Raw genomic sequence first — 20,287 nt, 5'->3', positions numbered from 1 at the left:
CCCCCACTCCCGAACCCGAGCTCTGACCGTCCTCTCCCCCACTCCCCCACTCCGGCCGGCCCGGAGCACTCGGTGATCATGAAGTTATCGCCTCGACACGCCGTACTCAGCGACAACAACTTCATGATCACCGAGCCGAGCGGGTCGACTCGATCGCCCGACGGACGGTCCAGGGGATGTAGTCGGGGCGGAGCGTGTCGGCCCAGGTGAAACGGAGAACGGTCCAGCCCGCGTTGACCAGGCGGTTCTGACGCCGGCGATCGGCGAAGACGGCATGCGGGCTGTCGTGCGCATCGCGTCCGTCTGCTTCGGCGATCACCTTCGGCCCACGCCAGCCGAGGTCGCCGACACCGAGCAAGTAGCCGTCGTCGTCACGTACCTCCAACTGGAGGGCGTCCGGCGGCACCCTGCCGTCGACGCACCGCAGCCGGGAACACGTCTCCAGCGGTGACTGCGCGCGCCCGTCAGCCTCGGCGAGGTGCTGACGCGCCGCCACCGCACCCCGCCGCCCCCGGATCAACCCGGGTACGCGGAGCAGCTCCTCTCCACTGACCAGCCCCCGGTTCAGGGCGGAGTCGAGCAGGCAGACCGCCGGATAGCGTTCCTCGCGCAGAACGAGGTCGGTGAGCGTTCGGAGCGGCCCGGTCACCGCGATGCCGCGTACCGGAACGATCTGGTCCGGCGCGATGGTCGACTGATGGACGACCACCCCCGGGTGGCCGACACGAACCGGCCGCGCGATCGGCCCGGGCACCGACAGGTGGATCTCGTCGGTACCGCGAAGTCCAGCGATGCCATGAAGTTCAGCGGCCGTGGCGAGGACGGCGACCGCGCCGGGGCCGAACGAGGCGACCGCCGCCCTGATCTGCGCCCGCCTCGACACACCGCCGTGGAGTTCGGCATCGACGAGGTAGCTGGCCCGGGCAACCACCTGCCAGCGCCCGGTCCGGCACAGTCGCTGAACCTCGTGCACTGTCATCCCGGCGGCACGCGCCTGGTCCAGGGTCACGATCCCGTCCCGGGTGGCGGCGATCCGCCGTACGGCGTCCAGAGCGTTCATGCCGACCAACTCTCGTGGTCGGCGAGCCCCACTCACACACCCTGTGGATAACTACTGCCGCCCTGTGGACAACGCACCGACCCCGCTGGGTTGATCATGAAGTTATTGCTGCGACACGCCGCTGACGAAGGCAATAACCTCATGATCAACCGGGGGGAGGGCTACCCCGGCGTGCGGGGTTAGGGGATTAGGGGGTGTTGGACTACGTTTTCTTCGCGGCCGGGGCCTACGCCGATCACGCTGACCTGCGCGCCGCAGAGCTCCTCGACGCGGGCGATGTAGCGGCGGGCGTTCTCCGGGAGCTCCGCCACGGACCGGGCCTTGGTGATGTCCTCCCACCAGCCGTCCATCTCCTCGTAGACGGGGGTGGCGTGGTGGAAGTCGGTCTGCGTCATCGGCATGTCGTCGACCCGCTGACCGTTGATCTCGTACCCGACGCAGATCGGCACCTTCGGCAGGCCGGTGAGCACGTCCAGCTTGGTGATCACCAGGTCGGTGACACCGTTCAGGCGGCAGGCGTACCGGGCGACGACCGCGTCGAACCAGCCGCAGCGACGCTCCCGGCCGGTGGTGGTGCCGTACTCGTGGCCGACCTTGCGCAGGTGCGCGCCGTTGTCGTCGAAGAGTTCGGTGGGGAACGGCCCCGAGCCCACCCGCGTGGTGTACGCCTTGCTGACCGCGATCACCTTCGTGATGGCGGTCGGCGGGATCCCCGCACCCACGCAGGCGCCGCCGGCCGTCGGGTTCGACGAGGTCACGAAGGGGTAGGTGCCGTGGTCCATGTCGAGCATGGTGGCCTGGGCGCCCTCCAGCAGGACCGTGTCACCCCGGTCCAGCGCGTCCCAGAGCAGTCCCCGGGTCTCCGTGATGTACGGCTTCAGCCGCTCCGCGTACGCCAGGTACTCCTCGACGGTCGCCTCGACGTCGATCGCCTTACGGTTGTAGACCTTGAAGAGGATCTGGTTCTTCTCCCGCAGCGCGAGTTCCAGCTTCTTGCGCAGGATGCCCGGGTCGAGCAGGTCCTGCACCCGGATGCCCATCCGGGCGACCTTGTCGCCGTAGGCGGGGCCGATCCCCCGGCCGGTCGTGCCGATCCGGGAGGAGCCGAGGTAGCGCTCGACCACCCGGTCCAGCGCCCGGTGGTGCGGCATGATCAGGTGCGCGTCGCCGGAGATGCGCAGGCGGGAGACGTCCACACCGCGCTCGGCGAGACCGTCGATCTCGGTGAGCAGGACCTTGGGGTCGACCACCACACCGTTGCCGATGACGATCTTCGCGTTCGGGGAGAGCGCACCCGAGGGCATCAGGTGCAGCGCGTACTTCTGGCCGTCCGGGGTGATCACCGTGTGGCCGGCGTTGTTGCCGCCGGAGTAACGCACCACGTAGTCGACCCGCTCACCCAGCAGGTCGGTAACCTTGCCCTTGCCCTCGTCGCCCCACTGAGCGCCGATGAGCACGATCGCTGGCATCTTCTCCGCCTCCAGAAGGCTCGGGTGCCAGGTGGCGACCGGTTGGCGAGCCCGGGGTGTCAGGCTAACAAGAGGTTACGGCGCGACCGGCAGGGGTCGCGTCGAGAGGCAGGAGGCCCCTTCCGTGTACGACGTGGTGCTGCTCACCCTCGGTTCGGCGCGGGACGCCGCCGCGGGTTGCGGCAGCGGTGGAGCCTGCTGCGGCGGCGCCGACGAGGCCGCCGAGGAGAAGCCGGAGCGCTGCGAGACGCCCCGGGTGCCGGTGCTGGCCTGCGCGGACGCGCTGACCGCCCGCGGTGCCCGGGTGGAGATGGTCACCGCCCGTTCCGATGCGGAGATCGACGAGGTGCTGGCCCGGCTCGACGGCCCGGCCCGCCCCGACGGCCTCACCTGGCCGGACCCGGACTCCAAGACCCGGCTCGTGGTCGCCACGGCCAGCGACGCCCAGCTGCGCGCCGTGCTGCGCCGGCTGGTCCGGCGGTACGCCCCGCCGCCGAGCCGCCGCCCGGAGGACCTGCCCGGCAACCGGACGGTGCCCGACCTGCCGCCCGTCGGCGTACTGCCGCTGGATCCGGCCGGCAGCACCGGGCACCGTGACCTGGTCGCGCAGCTCGGGCTGCCGCGCGACCCGGCGGAGGTGGCCGCCGCCGTGCTGGACGGCGCACCCCGCCGGCTGGACCTGCTGCGCAACGACGGCGGCTCGGTGACCCTGGACGGCGCGCTCATCGGCGCCGCCGACGACGCCGGCCGGCCGCTGCACTGGCGCGGGCGGGTCGAGGTCGACGACGCCCTGCTCTCCGACGGCGACGAACCGCTGCTGGCCTGCGCGATCGGCAACGCCGGCGGGTACGCGACGCTGGACGACGTGACGCTGCTGGGCCGGCCGGACCCGACCGACGCGCTGGTCGAGGTCGCGGTGGCGGTGCCGGTGGTGACCCGCTCCGCGTTCGGCCGCAAGCGGGTACGCCTCGAAGTGCGCCGGGCCCGGGGACGGGCCGTGTCCGTGCTGCCCCGGGACGAGAAGGTGCCCTTCCTCGACGACGGCTCCGAGGGCGAGCTGAGCCGGAAGCGCTCCTGGTGGACCGAGCCGGGCGCCTGGGCGGTCTGGGCCGCCTGACGCCCCGGCGCGCCCCGCGCTGACCAGCCATCGGCGACCGTTGCGCCTATCCTCGGCAGGAGACCTGGGGAGGGACCGTGGTGGACGACAACGCCGACCGGGTACGCGCACCCGGCCAGCAGCCGGTGCCGGAGCGGGACATCGAACCCCCCTGGCCCTCGGATCCCGCCGGAGCCACCGCCGCATCCTGGGCCACCGTGCCCGCGCCGACCGACAAGATCACCCCCCGACCCGACGTGCCGGGCGCCGGCCCGGTCTCCGGGCAGCCGGCCCCCGGCGCGCCGATCGACGCCTACCCCTCGTTGACCAGCGCGCTGCCGCCGCCGAACGGCTGGGCGCCCCCGGGCGCCGCCTGGGCTCCCGCCCAGCCGGGCGGCTGGCCACCGCCGGTCGCCGACCCGCAGGTCACCGGTGCGGCGGCCACGCCCGACAGCTCCCTGAACGTCTTGGCGGCCGGTGGCGCCGTCCCGGCTCCGGCTGAGCCGGCCGCTCCGGCACGGGACAACGGCGCCACGGCCGGACCGGCCTACCGCCCGACGGCGGGTGCCGTCCCCCCGGCCGGGCCGGCGGCGACGAACGGCGTTCCGGTCGCTGCCGGGATCCCGCACCCGGCCGACCCGGGGCCGGCGGCGACCGGCCGGTCGGCGGGTACCCCGGCGAGCAACAGCGCCACGGCCGGATCGGCCGCGCCGGACGGGACGGACGAGGCTGTGGCCGCCCCGACGCCGGGCGGCCCCGACGCCGGCGCGGCGGCGGCCCGCGGACCGGACGGCGGTCCGCCGGCGGCCGGTGGCGTCGACCTCAACCTGCCGTTCTCGCTCGACCAGGCCCCCGGGCTGGGTAACGGTCGCGCGGTCGTCGATCAGCCGCCCGGCGCGGCCGAGGGGGCGGCCGCCACCGACGCGGCGACCCGTCCGCCGGGCAGCGGTGGGCCGGCGTCGACCCACGACGGCCGGCGGTCGCCGGGGACCACCAACGGGTCGGTCGGCGCCGGGCGCGCGGGCGAGTCCCCGTGGGCGTACCCGCCGCAGCGGGTCACCGCCGAGACCGAGCCGAACGGGTCGTCCCCCGCACCGGCCGCCGCTGCGGCTGCGCTCCCCGCATCGGAAAGCCCCGGCGGGACCGCCGACGAGCCGGTCGCGGCCGGAGCACCGGAGGCCGACGACGTCGAGTCCGCCGCGAGCCCGAGCACGCAGAGCCCTGTCTGGTCCGACGTCGAGGAGGCCGAACCGACCTCGGCGGGCGCGCCGGCGCCGCCCGGTCCCTTCCCGCCCGACTGGCAGCCACCACAGTGGCAGCAGGCCGGGGCCGGCGTCCCACCACCGCAGCCGTACCAGCCACAGCCGGAGGGCCCGGCCCCGACACCCGCCGGCTACCCCTCCGCCGCCGGCCCGGCACCGACGGCGGAGGACTTCGCCCGGCGGCGGCAGGTGCGCCCCGCCGACCCGCTCGCCACGATGGGCGTACGGGCGGTGGTCAACCGGATCGGTCTCCGGCTGCCGCCCGGACGGCACGAGCAGGAGCTGAAACGGGACATCGAGATGGTCCGCCGCAACTTCGGCGGGCTGCGCCAGGTGACCGTGGTCAACCCGAAGGGCGGCGCCGGCAAGACGGTGGCGATCCTGCTGCTCGCCATGACGTTCGGGCAGAAACGCGGCGGCTACGTGCTGGCCTGGGACAACAACGAGACCCAGGGCACCCTCGGGATGCGGGCGCAGCAGGACTTCCACTCCCGTACGGTGCGGGACCTGCTTCGCGACCTCGGCCAGTTCCAGGGCGCGCACGGGCGGGTCGGCGACCTGTCGCAGTACGTCCGTTCGCAGGGCGAGGGGATGTTCGACGTGCTCGCCTCGGACGAGTCGGCCACCGGCGGCGAGATGCTCACCGCGTCCGCGTTCGGCGAGATCCGCGAGGTGGTCAGCCGCTTCTACAAGCTGATCTTCGTGGACACCGGGAACAACGTCCGGGCGCAGAACTGGCAGGCCGCGATGGACGCGACGGACCAGCTCCTGGTCACCATGTCGGCCCGTAACGACTCGGCCGAGACGGCCGCCCGGATGCTCGACCACCTGGAGCAGAGCGGCCGGCAGCGGCTGGTCCGGCAGGCGGTCACCGTGGTGTCGATGCCCCCGTCCCGTAAGGACATCGACCTGCCCGCGATCCAGGCGCACTTCGCCGCCCGAACCCGGGCGGTGCTGCTCGCGCCGTACGAGCGGCTCATCGACAGCGGCGAGCCGATCCGGTACGGCGGGCTCTCCACCGCCACCCGGGACGCCTGGCTGAAGATCGCCGCCGCGGTGGCCGAAGGGCTGTAGGCGCGCCGCCGGGTGCGGCACGTGGTGGCCGGCGCGGTGCGCACCGGCCACCGACGCGCGCTCAGTTGCTGGAGAGGGCGTCCGCGGCGGCCGGGTCGCAGTCGCGGAGGAACTGGGCGCAGCGGGCCGCCTCGTCCGCCTCGCCGATCTCGTCGGCGGCGCGGGACAGCACGTAGAGGCAGCGGAGGAAGCCCTGGTTCGGCTCGTGCGACCACGGCACCGGGCCGTGCCCCTTCCAGCCGCTACGCCGCAGTTGGTCGAGGCCGCGGTGGTAGCCGGTGCGCGAGTACGCGTACGCCGGGACGGCCTGACCCGCCGCGAGCGCCCGGGCGGCGAGGGCACCCCACGCCGCGCTGTACGTCGGGTACCGCGCCGCGACCTCCGCGAACGCCTCGTCGCCGCCGTCGTTCTCGGCGGCGGCCAGCGCGGCGTGAGCCTCGTCGTACGCGGGGAGGAGGGTGGCCGGTGGCTCCGGCATGAGGTTCTGCATCGCCCCATTCAACCCGCTTCGCACTGCGACACGCGAGCGGGTCGGCCCAGCTCGCTGGCTGAACGGCTGAGGAGTTGGTCACGCCTGCGGCCTATGCCGGAGGAAGGTGTTTTCCGTTACAACTATTGGTCCGGAGCCTCCCCAGGACCCGGTTACGCAGGAGCCCGGCGGCCGCGGCCGTCGGGCTCCTGTCGCTTCCGACCGCACGTGGGTGAGCTGCGGACACAGTCCCGGGCGATGCGTCCGCGCCGCCGGTCCGCCCGAGCCGGTGATCGTCCGGCCGCCGTTCGCGGGTCTGGACCGGCGGGGGCAGTATGGCCGGGTGCCCACGCCACCACCTGCGGATGTCATCGAACCGCAGCCCACGAACGAGATCGAGACCCGCGCCGAGTTCGACCGGCGGTTGGCCGGCGGGGACCTGACCGGCCTGACCGTGCAGGGCCTGCGACTCGACCTGGATCCGCCGCCCGACCTGACCCGCGTCACGGTGACCGGGACGCTCTTCGTCGGCTGTCGCTTCGCCTCCCGGGAGGTCGGTGCCGACCTGGTCCGGCGGGGCGCCAACGTGGTCCCGCCCTTCTCCGGGCTGCCGTACCCGACCCAGCCGAGCCACCTCTACACCCCGGAGGAGCTGGCCGCCGGCTTCGCCGAGGCGGGGTTCGCCGGGATGTACGACACCCGGGTGTACGCGCACTTCCGCGCGCACGGCGGTGCGCTGCCGGACGTCCGGGAGGCGCTCGGCCAGCGGCTGCACGACCACGGGGTCGACAACGCGCTCGCCGACGCCACCCGCGCCTGGCTGGCCGCGTACGGGCCGCAGTCGGTGGTCGGGGTCATGGGCGGGCACGCGGTGCCGCGCGGCAGCGTGCCGTACCGGATGGCCGCCGTACTCGGCTGGGAGCTGGCCCGGGCCGACCGGCTCGTGGTCACCGGGGGCGGTCCGGGCGTGATGGAGGCGGCGAACCTCGGCGCGTACCTCGCCGGTCACCCGGCGGAGGAGGTGACCGCGGCGATCGACCTGCTGGCCACGGCACCCGACTTCACCGACCACGACCGCTACACGGCGGCGGCGCTACGGGTGCGCGAACGGTTCGCCCCGCCGCCGGTCCCGCAGCAGCGTGGCGCCGGCGATCTGGCCTGGGCGCGGGCGGGCGGGCTCGCGGTGCCGACCTGGCTGTACGGGCACGAACCGGCGAACCTCTTCGCCGGCCGGATCGCCAAGTACTTCTCGAACGCGATCCGGGAGGACACGATTCTCCGGCTGGCCCGGGGCGGGATCGTGTTCGCGCCGGGACGCGCCGGCACCGTGCAGGAGGTGTTCCAGGCGGCGACGAAGACCTTCTACGGCACCGACGGCTCCAGCGGGGCGTACGTCTTCCTCGACCGCACCTTCTGGACCACGGAGCTGCCGGTGGAGTCGCTGCTGCGCCCGCTGCTGGCCGCTTCCCCGTTCGGTGACCTGTCGCCGACGATCCACCTCACCGACGACGTCCACGAGGCCGTCCGGGTGCTGACCGCGGTCTAGCGAGGTCACCGGCGGCGCCTGCGGGACGGGCCCGCCCCGCCCGGGAACGCCGACGGCCGGCCCCCACCTGGGCGGCCGGCCGTCGTGGTGCCCGTGCTACTTGCTCATCTTGGTGCCGGTCGAGCGCAGCGCCTCGCAGGCCTCGACGACCCGGGCGGCCATGCCGGCCTCGGCGGCCTTGCCCCAGACCCGGGGGTCGTAGAGCTTCTTGTTGCCGACCTCGCCGTCGACCTTCAGCACCCCGTCGTAGTTGCGGAACATGTGGTCCGCGGCCGGCCGGGTGAAGGCGTACTGGGTGTCGGTGTCGATGTTCATCTTGACCACGCCGTAGTCGAGCGCCTCGCGGATCTCGGAGAGCAGCGAGCCGGAGCCGCCGTGGAAGACCAGGCTGAGCGGCTTCTCCTTGTTGTACTTGGCGCCGACGGCCATCTGGATGTGGTTCAGCACCTCCGGGCGGAGCTTGACGTTGCCCGGCTTGTAGACGCCGTGCACGTTGCCGAAGGTCAGCGCCGCCATGTAACGGCCCTTCTCACCCAGGCCGAGCGCGTCGACCATGGCGAGGCCGTCCTCGACGGTGGTGTAGAGCTTCTCGTTGATCGCGTTCTCGACGCCGTCCTCCTCGCCGCCGACGACACCGACCTCGATCTCGAGGACGATCTTGCCCTTGGCGGCCTCGGTGAGGAGCTGCTCGGCGATCTCCAGGTTCTCCGCCACCGGCACCGCGGAGCCGTCCCACATGTGGGACTGGAAGAGCGGCTCCTCGCCGCGCTTCACCCGCTCCTGCGAGATCCCCATCAGCGGCCGGACGAACTTGTCCAGCTTGTCCTTCGGGCAGTGGTCGGTGTGCAGGGCGACGTTGACCGGGTAGTTCTTGGCCACCTCGTGGGCGTACGCGGCGAAGGCCGCCGCACCGCTGACCATGTTCTTCACCGACGGGCCGGAGAGGTACTCGGCGCCACCGGTGGAGACCTGGATGATGCCGTCGCTCTCCGCGTCGGCGAAGCCCTTGAGCGCCGCATTGAGCGTCTGCGAGGAGGTCACGTTGATCGCGGGGTAGGCGAACCGGCCTTCCTTGGCGCGGTCCAGCATCTCCGCGTAGGCCTCGGGGGAAGCGATGGGCATGTCGAACGCTCCTTCTTACCGCTGTCGGCCGTGCTGGCCGCTGTTGTCCATGGGTGCGCCGGACCGCACTGTCCTCCGCCGGGCAGTATCCCGCAGCGTGGCTGACCGGCCGCCACCGACCCTGTGCGGGTCCACCGGCCGGTAACCGTCGACGCCGGCGGTCACCGTCCCTCCAGCCGGTCCGGGAGCGCGACGCTGATGAGCCAGGTGACCACGGCCATCACGATGGCACCCCAGAACGCGGCCCAGAAGCCGTCGATCTGGAACGGGAGGTCGAGCGCGTGGGCGATCCGGTCGGTCAGCAGGAACAGCAGCGCGTTGACGACGAGTGCGAAGAGGCCGAGGGTCAGCAGGTAGAAGATGCAGCCGACGACCTTGATCACCGGCTTGAGGACCGCGTTCACCAGGCCGAAGATCAACGCCACGACGACCAGGGTGAGCACCGTGTTCGCACCCGAGCGGCCGCCGACGTGGACCCCGGGCACCACGACCGTGGTGATCCAGAGCGCCACCGCGGTGATCGCCCACCGGATCAGGAAGCCCACGGCCCCATCCTGGCATCGGCGGTACGCCCCGGTGGGCCGATTCCGTCGACTCGGGTGGCGCCCGGCCCGGACGGACCGGCCTCAGCCAAGCCGGGTGACCCCGTCCGGGTTCGCGGCGGCCCACCGGTCCAACCGGTCCTCGCGCAGCGCGTCGAGGAAGGCCGGGGCGGCCCGGGGGTCGGCACGCAGACGTGGCACGGCGTCGACCACCGGCAGGCTCAGCCCGACCGGCTCGACCGACGCGAGCTCCGGTACCACCCGCAGCAGGTCCGGCAGCGAGGCGCCGGCCACGGTGAGGTCCGGCCCGACCGTGACGAGGGCGCGGGAGATCTGCACCGGATCGGTCAGCATCCCCTTCTCGCCGGCCCGCCGTACCATGCCGGCCACGACGCGCTGGGCGTTGCGGTCACGGTCCTGACCGCCGTCCGGCAGACCGCGCCGCTGCCGGAGCAGGTCCATCGACTCGGAGCCGTCGAGGCGCTGACAACCGGCCGGGAAGACCCGACGGGTGTGCACGGAGCGGATCTGCTGCGGCAGGCAGACCTCCACCCCGCCGAGCACGTCTGTCACCTTCCGCATCGCGGAGAAGGTGAGCACCACGCCGGCATCGATGCGTACGCCGGTCAGGTCGGCGACGACCCGGCGGGTCAGGTCGTACCCCTTGCTCCGGTCGGGGTGTTCGGGTCCGGCGCCGTACGCGAAGGCCGCGTTGAGCTTGTCCCGATGGAGCCCGGGGATGTCCACCTCCAGGTCCCGGGGGAGCGAGATCAGGTAGGGCCGGCTGCGGTCGGCCGGGATGTGCACGATCAGCACCGAGTCGGCCAACGGCGGAGCTTCGTCCGCCCTCGTGTCGAGGCCGAGCACCAGCAGGTTCAGGGCTCCGGTGGGCACCCTTGTCGACGGCCCGGCGACGACCGGGGCGTCCGGCGAATTCGGGCGGGGCGCGAACTGGGGTATCCCGACTCCGAGCGCGCCGACCACGGCGAGCGCGACACCCGCCGCGCGCAACCGCTGCCTGCGGCGGCGGCGCACGGCGACCACCCGGTCGATAGCCGCGCGTAGCGGGCCGGTGGGTGGCGTCAGCACCTCGTGCCGGACGAACGCGGCACGCAGCTCGTTCTCAGTCACGAGCAAACCTCCACGTACTCGGTCCGAAGGGTCGCCAGGGCGCGGCTTATCAACGAGCGCACGGTCCCCACGGCGCAGCCCAGAATGTCGGCGATCTCCGCGTCCGGCAGGTCCTCGTAGTAACGCAGGACCAGGGTGGCCCGCTGCCGCCGGGGCAGCCCCGCCAGCCAGGACCAGATCTCGTCCCGGTCCACCGAGGACTGGGCGTGGTCGGTCCCCACGGGTACCGACTCGTCGGGCTCGGCGCGCAGCAGCACCCGCCGCATCCACGAGCCCCGCCGCCAGTCGATGTATTGGTTGGTCAGCATCCGGCGGACGTAACGCTCGGGCGAGTCCGCCCGGGCCACCCGCCGCCAGTGCAACTGGACGCGGACCATGGTTTCCTGCACCAGGTCCTCGGCCTGATGCGGATCACCGGTCAGCATGACCGCGTACCGCAGCAACGCTGCCAGACGCGAGTCGGCGAACTCCTCGTACGTCACCACACCCCCCGGTCTCCTGCTCCTGATGACGGGTACGGGCGGGCGGAACATTGCGGTGATCTTGTTCAGCCGTTCGGTTGATATCCGCGGACGACGGCTGACCTGGGACAGCGCCGGAACTTAACGGTTCCTTAAGATCCACGTGCTCCAGCTGATCATCTCCCGATACGAGGGAAGCCCATGCTCAAGAGTTCCACCCGGCGCTGGATCGCCGGGCTCGGCGTCGCGGGCGCGTTCGTCGCCGCCGCCGCCACTCCGGCCGCCGCCGACCCGGTCGACGAGGTCCTGCTCTACTTCCCGGACACCACCGTCGCGCTCGGCGAGCACGGCAAGGACGCATCGGCGAAGCTCTTCACCCGAGTGAACAGTCAGTTCCACGACGCCACCGTCCGGTACGACTACCGCTCCCTCGCCGGGAAGGTGAAGCTGAAGGCGCTGAGCGAGGCCGACGACTGCGAGACCCCGGAGGAGGGCGTTCTCCTCTGCCGGGAGCACTCCCCGATCTACGTCGACGAGACGTACGGCGCTTCGCTCACCGAGCTGAACATCAGCGCCACCGACGAGGCTCAGGCCGGCGACGCCGGTGAGCTGAGGATCAGCTTCCGGGTGGGGAACCTGGAGAAGGCGACCTACACCTCCCACCTTCAGGTCGGCGAGGGCGTGGACCTGGCCACCGGCCCGGACGCCAAGTTCGATCTGAAGCCGGGTGACTCGTTCACGGCGCCGGTGACGGTGGTCAACGCCGGCAAGACCACGGTCGACGGGGTGATCGCCTACTTCGACAACGACTACGCGATCCGGGCCGTGGACCGGTTCAGCAACTGCCTCTACGCCGGCGAATCCATCGTCGCCTGCGAGTTCGACGAGAAGATCCCGGCCGGTGAGGCCCGCAGCGTCACCTTCGACTACCAGCTCGGCAAGGACACCTACGCGCCGGGCAGTCAGTACGGCAACATCCGGTTCATGACGCCGGCCGACTTCGAGGACCTGATCGAGCAGCGTGCGCGGTCCGGCGCCAAGACGGCGAAGCACGGCACCGGGCCGAAGCTCACCCTCACCGAGGCGTCCGCCAAGGCCGCCCGGTCGGTGCAGACGGACACCGACCGCAGCAACGACTTCTGGAACATGTCGATCGACGTCGGCGGCAAGAACGGCGCCGACCTCGAGGCGATCGGCGCGGAGCTGACCGGCAAGGTCGGCGCCGAGGTCACGGCCCGGGTGGGGCTCCGGAACAACGGCCCGGCGACGCTCGACCGCCACCGCGCCGATTCCCAGGTGACCTTCGTGGACGTCACCCTGCCGGCCGGCACCCGGGCGGTCGAGGTGCCGGAGAACTGCGCGCCGTTCAAGGGTGACGGCACCAAGCTGACCGACGGCGGCAAGCCGGGCGCACCCGCGTACCGGTGCTTCCCGGGCGTGTTCGCCAAGGCCGGCGAGGAGCTGACCAACGAGCTGCGGCTCCGGATCGAGGAGATCGTTCCCGGGGCGTCCGGCACCGTGACGATCAACGCGCCGTGCGAGTGCACGGGTGGCTTCAAGGACGACCTGAAGCCGGCCAACGACACCGCCAAGATCCTGCTGACCGCGACCGGCGGCCAGGGTGGCGGTGACGGCGGTTCGCTGCCGATCACCGGCGAGTCCACCGCCCTGATCGCCGGCATCGGCGCCCTGCTGCTCGCCGCCGGGGTCGGCGGCTACGTGGTGGCCCGCCGCCGCAAGACCCGCTTCGTGGCCTGATCCTCGACGCCACCGGTGCCCCGCCGACCGTCCGGTCGGCGGGGCACCGCCGTCTCCGCCCGGCATCCTCGGGCCCGGTTCGGCTGCCGCGCCCGCTGCCGGTGCCGCACGCCGGTCCGGCGATCGAACGCGGGTTCGCCCCGGCCTCCGCCCGGGAACGATCGTGTCGGGGCCACGACCTGAGGTAGCGCCCGGGCCCGCGAAAACCGGGCGGCGCAAGATCGGTCCGGCTGCCACCATTGTCGGCGTGCTGCTCACCCTGACCACCACGCACCGGCCGGCGACGGACCTCGGTCACCTGCTGATCAAGCACCCTGACCGGGCGCACTCCTTCGACGTGCCGGTCGGCACGGCGCACGTCTTCTACCCGGAGGCCGACGAGCAGAGCTGCACCGCCGCGCTGCTGCTGGAGGTGGATCCGCTGCGCCTGGCCGGTGGCCGCAAGCGGGGGCGCGGCGACTCGCCGGCCACACCGGAGACCTTCACCCTCGGCCGGTACGTCAACGACCGGCCGTACGCCGCGTCGAGCCTGCTCGCCTCCGCCCTGGCGAAGGTGTTCCGCTCGGCCCTGCGCGGCGAGTCCCGGGAGCGCGCCGAGCTGGCGGCGACCCCCATCCCGCTCGAAGTGCGGGTGCCGGTGCTGCGCTGTCGGGGCGGCGCCGAGGTGGCCGTACGGGTGTTCGGCCCGCTCGGCTGGACGGTCGAGGCCACTGCGATCCCGCTCGACGAGGCGTACCCCGAATGGGGCGACAGCCGCTACGTCGACCTGCGCCTGACCGGCGTGCAGCGGGTCGCCGACGCGCTCAACCACCTGTACGTGCTGCTCCCCGTCCTCGACGACGCCAAGCACTACTGGGTGGCGCCGGACGAGGTGGAGAAGCTGCTCCGGGCCGGCGCCGGCTGGCTGGCCGGTCACCCGGAACGGGGGCTGATCACCCGGCGCTACCTGGCGCACCGGCGTGCCCTGGCCGGGCAGGCGCTGGCCCGGCTGGCCGAGCAGCGGCTCACCGACGAACCGGTGAGCGCGGAGATCGTCGACGACGGGACCGACGAGACCGTGCCGCGGCGACCGTCGCTGGCGGGGCGGCGGCGCGAGGCCGTGCTCGCCGCCCTCGCCGAGAGCGGGGCGAGTCGGGTACTCGACCTGGGCTGCGGCTCCGGCGCGCTGCTCGCCGCCCTGGCCGGCGACCGCCGGTACGCCGAGATCGTCGGCACCGACGTCTCCAGCCACGCGCTGACGCTCGCCGCCCGGCGGCTGCGGTTGGACCGGCTGCCGGAGCGGCAGCGCGACCGGATCAGGCTCTGGCAGTCTGCCCTCACCTACCGGGACGACCGGCTGCGCGGCTACGACGCGGCGGTGCTCATGGAGGTGATCGAGCACCTGGACCCGCCGCGGCTGCCGGCCCTGGAGGACGTGGTGTTCGGGCACGCCCGGCCGGGCACGGTCGTGGTGACCACCCCGAACGTCGAGTACAACGTCCGCTACGAGGGGCTGCCGGCAGGCCGCTTCCGGCACGCCGACCACCGCTTCGAGTGGACCCGTGCCGAGTTCACCGGGTGGGCCGAGCGGGTGGCGGCCGGTTACGGCTACCGCGTACGGTTCGCCGGCGTCGGCGACGAGGACCCGGCGGTGGGCAGCCCCACCCAGCTGGCCGTACTGACCCTCGACGGACCGGATCCGGGCCACCGGGATCCGCAGGACCCGCCCCGGAAGGAGGAGCGGCAGTGACCACCCTGGACCTCCCCGAGCTGGCCCTGGTGGCCCTCGTCGGCGTCTCCGGCTCCGGCAAGTCGACCTTCGCCCGCCGGCACTTCCTCCCGACCCAGGTGCTCTCCTCGGATGCGTTCCGGGCGATGGTGGCCGACGACGAGAACGACCAGTCCGCCTCCGCCGACGCGTTCGACGCCCTGCACTACGTCGCCGGCAAGCGGCTGCACGCCGGCCGGCTCACCGTGGTCGACGCGACCAACCTCCAGCCGCACGCCCGGGCCGGGCTGGTGCGGGTGGCCCGGGAGCACGACGTGCTGCCGGTCGCAATCGTGCTGGAGGTGCCGGAGGCGCTGGCCTGGGCACGTACGGAGGCGCGGGCCGATCGCACCCTGGGCCGGCAGGTGCTCGCGCGGATGCAGCGGGACCTGCGCCGGACGTACGGGCAGCTGGCCCGAGAGGGCTTCCGTAAGGTGCACGTGCTGCGCGGTCCCGAGGAGATCGAGGCCGCCGAGATCCGGTACGAGCGGCTCTACAACGACCGGCGCGAGCTGACCGGGCCGTTCGACATCATCGGTGACGTGCACGGCTGCCGCGCCGAACTGGAGTCGCTGCTGGTCCGGCTCGGCTGGCGGCTGCACCGCGACGAGCGGGACCGTCCGGTGGACGCCACCCACCCGGCGGGGCGTACCGCCGTCTTCGTCGGCGACCTGGTGGACCGCGGCCCGGACTCTCCCGGAGTGCTCCGCCTGGTGATGGGCATGGTCGCCGCCGGGCACGCGATCTGTGTGCCCGGTAACCACGAGCAGAAGCTGCTGCGCCGGCTGCGTGGGCGCGACGTCCGGCTCACCCACGGCCTGGCCGAGACGATGGCCCAGCTGGAGGCGGAGCCGCCCGAGTTCGTGTCCGAGGTGGCGACCTTCGTCGACGGCCTGGTCAGTCACTTCGTGCTCGACGGCGGCCGGCTGGTGGTCGCGCACGCCGGGCTCAAGGAGGAGTACCAGGGCCGGGCGTCGGGCCGGGTGCGCGCGTTCGCGCTGTTCGGGGAGACCACCGGCGAGACCGACGAGTACGGCCTCCCGGTCCGCTACCCGTGGGCCCGCGACTACCGGGGCTCGGCGACTGTCGTCTACGGGCACACGCCCACGCCGGAGCCGGAGTGGATCAACAACACCATCTGCATCGACACCGGCTGCGTCTTCGGCGGTCGGCTCACCGCGCTGCGCTACCCGGAGCGGGAGCTGGTCTCGGTGGCCGCCGAACGGGAGTGGTACGCCCCGGCCCGACCGTTGACGGCGGCTCCGGCCCGCCCCGACCAGGTGCTGGAGCTGGGCGACGTGACGGGTCGGCGGCACATCGAGCACGGCTACGGCTCGCTCACCGTGCCCGCCGAGAACGCCGCCGCCGCGCTGGAGGTGATGAGCCGGTTCGCGGTCGACCCGCGCTGGCTGACCTGGCTGCCGCCGACCATGGCGCCCTGCTCGACGTCCCGTCAGGAGGGCTTCCTCGAACACCCGGCGGAGGCGTTCGCCGACTACCGGGCGGCCGGGGTGGAGCGGGTGGTCTGCGAGGAGAAGCACATGGGCTCGCGGGCCGTGGTACTGGTCTGCCGGGATCCGGACGGCGGCCCGTTCGGTCCGGGCGGCGGGGTGGTGCACACCCGTACCGGCCGTCCGTTCTTCGGCGAGCCGCTCGACACCGAGCTGCTCGACCGGGTGCGGCGGGCGGTCGGCGCGGCCGGGCTCTGGGACGAGCTGGGCACCGACTGGCTGCTGCTCGACACCGAGTTGCTGCCCTGGTCGGCGAAGGCCGGCGGCCTGATCCGTGAGCAGTACGCCGCGGTGGGCGCCGCCGGCCGTACCGCCCTGCCCGCGGTGCGGGAGGCGCTCGACCGCGCCGCCGGTCGGGGGCTGCCGGTCGGCGAGCTGCGGGACCGGATGGCCCGCCGCCACGACGAGATCAGCGCCTACCGCGCCGCCTACCGGGCGTACGTCCGGCCGACCGAGGGGCTGCGCGGGGTGACCCTGGCGCCGTTCGCGGTGCTCGCCGGCTCCGGCGCGAGTTACGCCGACCGGGATCACGGCTGGCACCTCGACCTGGCCGATCGGCTCTGCGCCGCCGACCCGGAGTTCTTCACGCCGACCCGGCGACGGGTGGTCGACCTCGCCGACGAGGCGGCGCTCGCCGCGGCCACGGACTGGTGGCTGGCGCTCACTGCGGCGGGTGGCGAGGGGATGGTCGTCAAGCCGTACGCGGGTCCGGCCGCCCGCAGTGAGCGGGGCTCGCTGCTCCAGCCGGGGATCAAGTGCCGGGGGCGGGAGTACCTGCGGATCATCTACGGCCCGGGCTACGACGAACCGGAGCAGTTGACGCTCCTGCGCCAGCGGTCCCTGGGCCGCAAGCGCGGACTGGCGCTGCGGGAACACGGCCTCGGATTGGCAGCGCTGGACGGGCTCGCCGGTGGGGTGCCGCTGTGGCGGCGGCACGGGCTGGTCTTCGCGATCCTCGCCTGCGAGTCCGAGCCGGTCGATCCGCGGCTGTAGGCCCCGGCCCGGCGCGAGTCCCGGCCTGCGGACGGGCGGTGCGGCGCAGTCCCGGGCGGGGCCCGGCCGGCGGAGTCCCGGGCCGGTGGAGTCCCGGGCCGCCCGTCCGGGGGTGCGACCTGCGACGGCCGACACAGGTGTGACGTCGAGCACCGGACGTTCCGGACGGCCACCTAGACTACGGACGTGCCGTCGCCGCCGGCGACTGAACGCCCCCACCGGTAGATTCGGAGGTCGCTCGTGCCGACGCCCACCACCACCCTGGCCCTGGGCCCAGACTGGCTCGACCCGGAGTGGTTGATCTCGACGTTCGGGCTGCTCGGCATCCTGGCCATCGTCTTCGCCGAGTCGGGTCTGCTGATCGGCTTCTTCCTGCCGGGCGACTCGCTGCTCTTCACGGCGGGCCTGCTGACCGCGGACGGGCAGTACATCACCTACCCGCTCTGGCTGGTCTGCCTGCTGATCACGATCGCGGCGATCGCCGGTGACCAGGTCGGGTACGCGTTCGGCCGCAAGGTCGGGCCGTCGCTCTTCCGCCGGCCGAACTCACGGTTGTTCAAGCAGGAGAACGTGCTCAAGGCGCACGAGTTCTTCGAGAAGTACGGTGCCCGCTCGATCGTGCTGGCCCGGTTCGTGCCGATCGTGCGGACCTTCACGCCGATCGTGGCCGGGGTCAGCCGGATGAACTACCGCACCTTCGTGACCTACAACATCATCGGCGGGGTGCTCTGGGGCAGCGGCGTGACGGTGCTCGGCTACTTCCTCGGCCAGATTCCGTTCGTGAAGGAGAACATCGAACTCATCCTGATCGCGATCGTCGCGATCTCGGTGATTCCGATCGTCATCGAACTGCTCCGGGCGCGAATCGCGGCCAAACGCGGCACCACCGCTGCGGAGCGGGCCGCAGCCGAGGAAGCGATTCGGGAAACCCGGCAGCACTACGGCAAGCACTGACCGGGCAGACGCCGACGGGCCGGCCGTCCGGCGCCGTCCCTGTCGAGGGAGGGCACCGGACGATCGGTACGGGTCAGCGAGCCTTCTTGGTGGCTCGCTTACGCGGCGGGGTCAGCAGATCGGCGATCGTGGCGATCGCCGTCGGCACCAGCCGGTAGTAGGCCCACACACCGCGCTTCTCCCGCTCCAGCAAGCCGGCCTCGGTGAGGATGCGCAGGTGGTGACTGACCGTCGGCTGCGAGAGGCCGAGCGGCGCGGTCAGGTCACAGACGCACGCCTCGCCCTCGGGAGCCGACTGGATCAGGCTCAGCAGCCGCAGCCGGGCAGGGTCGGCGAGGGCCTTGAGGACCCCGGCGAGACGCTCGGCATCGGCACGTTCGATCGGCTCGCCGGCGAGCGGCGAGATCTGAGGCATAGTCATTTCAGCCAACGCAGTTCCCACGTTTTCCATCCTTCCACCAGGAGCATCGATCCGCCTGCATATCAGCAGATCCGAATCGGCAGACTTTTACGCCACAAGGCCGAGGTCAGCCAACGTAAAGGCCGCCCGATAAGGCAGTCCGGCGGCTCGCACCGCGTCGCCGGCGCCTCGATCAACAATAACCGCCACACCGATGACCTCGGCCCCGGCCTCGCGTAGCGCCTCCACCGCGGTCAGCACACTCGACCCCGTCGTCGATGTGTCCTCGACCGCGAGTACCCGCCGACCCGCGACATCCGGCCCCTCGATCCGGCGCTGCAACCCGTGCGCCTTGCCGGCCTTGCGCACCACGAAGGCGTCCAGAGGCCGGTCGGTAGGAGCAGCGGCGTGCAGCATCGAGACCGCGACCGGATCGGCGCCCAGGGTCAGGCCGCCGACCGCGTCGTAGTCCCAGTCGGCGGTGAGGTCGAGCATCACTCGACCGACCAAAGGTGCCGCCTGGTTATGGAGCGTGACGCGCCGCAGATCGACGTACCAGTCCGCCTCGATGCCGGAGGAGAGCACCACCCGGCCGTGAACCACGGCCAGATCGGTGATGAATTTACGCAGGTCGTCGTGGTCCCCCATGGCGATAGAGGGTACTGCTCAAGTCTGTGAGCCGCGTGCGGGGTCCACCGGTATCCATCGCTCGGGCGACCGATGCATGGCTATGTACGACTACTCAGTGCGATCAGACCCGACCCGATCGCCACCGGCCGGCCGGATTCCGGGCGGCACCGGCGAGTTGTGGCGGCTCAGCGTTCCTCGCGGCCGATCCGGCCCCGGGTGTCCCGTGCGGCCGCGTGCAGCAACCGTCTCGGCGCGTGCCGCAGACCGGCGACGGCGAACTTGTACCTCCACGACGGAACGCTTACCGGCTTACCTTTCCGCAGGTCACGCAAGGCTTCGTCGACCACGTCGTCGGCCCGCAGCCACATCCACTCCGGCGTCTTCGACATGTTGATGCCCGCCCGCTGGTGGAACTCCGTCCGCGTGTAACCCGGGCAGAGCGCCATCACCCGTACACCGAACGACCGGGCCGACTGGCCTACCGACTCGCTGAAGTTGGTCACCCACGCCTTGCTGGCCGAGTAGGTCGAGCCGGGCATGACAGCGCCGAAACCCGCAACGGAAGAGACATTTATCACTGCCCCGCGTCGCCGCTCGGTCATCGGTCGCAGTGCGGCGAGGGTCAGGCGCATCACCGCGTGCACGTTCAGCCGCAGCAGCCGGGCCTCGTCCTCCGCCGAGGACCGCAGGAACGGCTTGTTGAGGCTGATCCCGGCGTTGTTGACCAGCAGGTCGATCGGGCTCCCGCCGGCGAGCCGGCGCTCCACGACGGCACAACCGTCGTCCGTGGACAGGTCGGCCGCGATGACTTCGACCTCCCGCCCATGCTGCTCCTTCGCCTCGGCGGCGACGTCGGCCAGCCGGTCGGCATCACGCGCGACCAGCACCAGGTGCCATCCGTCGGCGGCCAGCCGGCGGGCGAACGCCGCGCCGATCCCGGCCGTCGCACCGGTGACCAGGGCCCGCTGCTCGGTGGGCGCGGAGTGGGGCGTCACGGGCGGTCCTCAGCTGGCGGGTACGGCGGCATGATCGGTGCGGGTCGGTGCGGGTGCGGTACGGGCT

At 72.5% G+C, this 20,287-nt stretch carries 17 protein-coding genes; 7 read left to right on the top strand and 10 right to left on the bottom strand.

The genetic code is table 11. The features are described from left to right. Positions 1-127: 127 nt before the first annotated feature. Complete coding sequence (locus tag E1211_RS19775; protein ID WP_132350493.1) at positions 128-1,060, bottom strand: hypothetical protein; 933 nt, start codon at positions 1,058-1,060, stop codon at positions 128-130. A gap of 179 nt (positions 1,061-1,239) precedes the next feature. Then, entirely contained in the window at positions 1,240-2,529 is a 1,290-nt protein-coding gene (locus E1211_RS19770; RefSeq protein ID WP_132350492.1) for an adenylosuccinate synthase, read from the bottom strand. A 124-nt stretch (positions 2,530-2,653) separates the two neighbouring features. On the opposite strand from E1211_RS19770, the gene E1211_RS19765 reads away from it, so the two are divergent. Continuing rightward, positions 2,654-3,646: a hypothetical protein gene (locus E1211_RS19765; protein WP_132350491.1), complete on the top strand. Its 993-nt coding sequence runs from the start codon at positions 2,654-2,656 to the stop codon at positions 3,644-3,646. 77 nt (positions 3,647-3,723) lie between these two features. Then, a complete protein-coding gene (locus tag E1211_RS19760; protein ID WP_165947296.1) occupies positions 3,724-5,961 on the top strand; it encodes a chromosome partitioning protein in 2,238 nt (745 codons plus the stop codon). Between the two features lie 61 nt (positions 5,962-6,022). Here E1211_RS19760 and E1211_RS19755 read toward each other — a convergent pair whose 3' ends face one another. Then, entirely contained in the window at positions 6,023-6,451 is a 429-nt protein-coding gene (locus tag E1211_RS19755) for a DUF3151 domain-containing protein (RefSeq protein ID WP_132350490.1), read from the bottom strand. A 322-nt stretch (positions 6,452-6,773) separates the two neighbouring features. Here E1211_RS19755 and E1211_RS19750 point away from each other — a divergent pair, with 322 nt between their 5' ends. After that, a complete protein-coding gene (locus E1211_RS19750) occupies positions 6,774-7,976 on the top strand; it encodes an LOG family protein (RefSeq protein ID WP_207915437.1) in 1,203 nt (400 codons plus the stop codon). Between the two features lie 96 nt (positions 7,977-8,072). Here the strand turns inward: E1211_RS19750 and fbaA are convergent, their stop codons facing one another. The 4 genes from fbaA to E1211_RS19730 all read right to left on the bottom strand — a co-directional run bounded on the left by fbaA (position 8,073) and on the right by E1211_RS19730 (position 11,253). Continuing rightward, positions 8,073-9,098 (bottom strand): class II fructose-bisphosphate aldolase, encoded by a 1,026-nt coding sequence (gene fbaA / locus E1211_RS19745; protein WP_132350488.1) that lies wholly within the window; start codon positions 9,096-9,098, stop codon positions 8,073-8,075. A 161-nt stretch (positions 9,099-9,259) separates the two neighbouring features. Further along, positions 9,260-9,643: a phage holin family protein gene (locus E1211_RS19740; protein ID WP_132350487.1), complete on the bottom strand. Its 384-nt coding sequence runs from the start codon at positions 9,641-9,643 to the stop codon at positions 9,260-9,262. Between the two features lie 81 nt (positions 9,644-9,724). After that, positions 9,725-10,771 carry an LCP family protein gene (locus E1211_RS19735; RefSeq protein WP_132350486.1) on the bottom strand — a complete coding sequence of 349 codons (1,047 nt, stop codon included), beginning with the start codon at positions 10,769-10,771 and terminating at the stop codon, positions 9,725-9,727. Further along, on the bottom strand, positions 10,768-11,253 hold the full coding sequence (locus E1211_RS19730; protein ID WP_132350494.1) for a SigE family RNA polymerase sigma factor: 486 nt from the start codon (positions 11,251-11,253) through the stop codon (positions 10,768-10,770). Before E1211_RS19730 ends, E1211_RS19735 begins: the two co-directional genes overlap by 4 nt. A 180-nt stretch (positions 11,254-11,433) precedes the next feature. Between E1211_RS19730 and E1211_RS19725 the strand changes: the two genes are divergently transcribed. From E1211_RS19725 to E1211_RS19710, 4 genes are all read left to right on the top strand, one after another. Next, the gene (locus E1211_RS19725; protein ID WP_132350485.1) at positions 11,434-12,990 is read left to right on the top strand and encodes an LPXTG cell wall anchor domain-containing protein; all 1,557 of its coding nucleotides are present in this window, start codon (positions 11,434-11,436) and stop codon (positions 12,988-12,990) included. Between the two features lie 247 nt (positions 12,991-13,237). After that, on the top strand, positions 13,238-14,719 hold the full coding sequence (locus E1211_RS19720) for a 3' terminal RNA ribose 2'-O-methyltransferase Hen1 (RefSeq protein ID WP_132350484.1): 1,482 nt from the start codon (positions 13,238-13,240) through the stop codon (positions 14,717-14,719). Further along, positions 14,716-17,241 (top strand): polynucleotide kinase-phosphatase, encoded by a 2,526-nt coding sequence (locus E1211_RS19715; RefSeq protein WP_132350483.1) that lies wholly within the window; start codon positions 14,716-14,718, stop codon positions 17,239-17,241. Before E1211_RS19720 ends, E1211_RS19715 begins: the two co-directional genes overlap by 4 nt. Positions 17,242-17,481: 240 nt before the next feature. Then, the gene (locus E1211_RS19710; RefSeq protein ID WP_132350482.1) at positions 17,482-18,195 is read left to right on the top strand and encodes a DedA family protein; all 714 of its coding nucleotides are present in this window, start codon (positions 17,482-17,484) and stop codon (positions 18,193-18,195) included. Positions 18,196-18,268: 73 nt separating this feature from the next. On the opposite strand, the gene E1211_RS19705 is transcribed toward E1211_RS19710, so the two are convergent. The 3 genes from E1211_RS19705 to E1211_RS19695 form a co-directional block, all read right to left on the bottom strand. Beyond that, positions 18,269-18,646 (bottom strand): helix-turn-helix transcriptional regulator, encoded by a 378-nt coding sequence (locus tag E1211_RS19705; protein WP_076468717.1) that lies wholly within the window; start codon positions 18,644-18,646, stop codon positions 18,269-18,271. A gap of 57 nt (positions 18,647-18,703) precedes the next feature. Beyond that, positions 18,704-19,243: an orotate phosphoribosyltransferase gene (pyrE, locus tag E1211_RS19700; RefSeq protein ID WP_132350481.1), complete on the bottom strand. Its 540-nt coding sequence runs from the start codon at positions 19,241-19,243 to the stop codon at positions 18,704-18,706. A 167-nt stretch (positions 19,244-19,410) separates the two neighbouring features. Continuing rightward, positions 19,411-20,220 carry an SDR family oxidoreductase gene (locus tag E1211_RS19695; protein ID WP_132350480.1) on the bottom strand — a complete coding sequence of 270 codons (810 nt, stop codon included), beginning with the start codon at positions 20,218-20,220 and terminating at the stop codon, positions 19,411-19,413. Positions 20,221-20,287 lie beyond the last annotated feature (67 nt).

The sequence above is a fragment of the Micromonospora sp. 15K316 genome, from assembly GCF_004348525.1.
Taxonomy (GTDB): Bacteria; Actinomycetota; Actinomycetes; order Mycobacteriales; family Micromonosporaceae; genus Micromonospora.
Note: the sequence above shows the minus strand (reverse complement) of the source record. Positions and strands in the feature narration are given on the sequence as shown.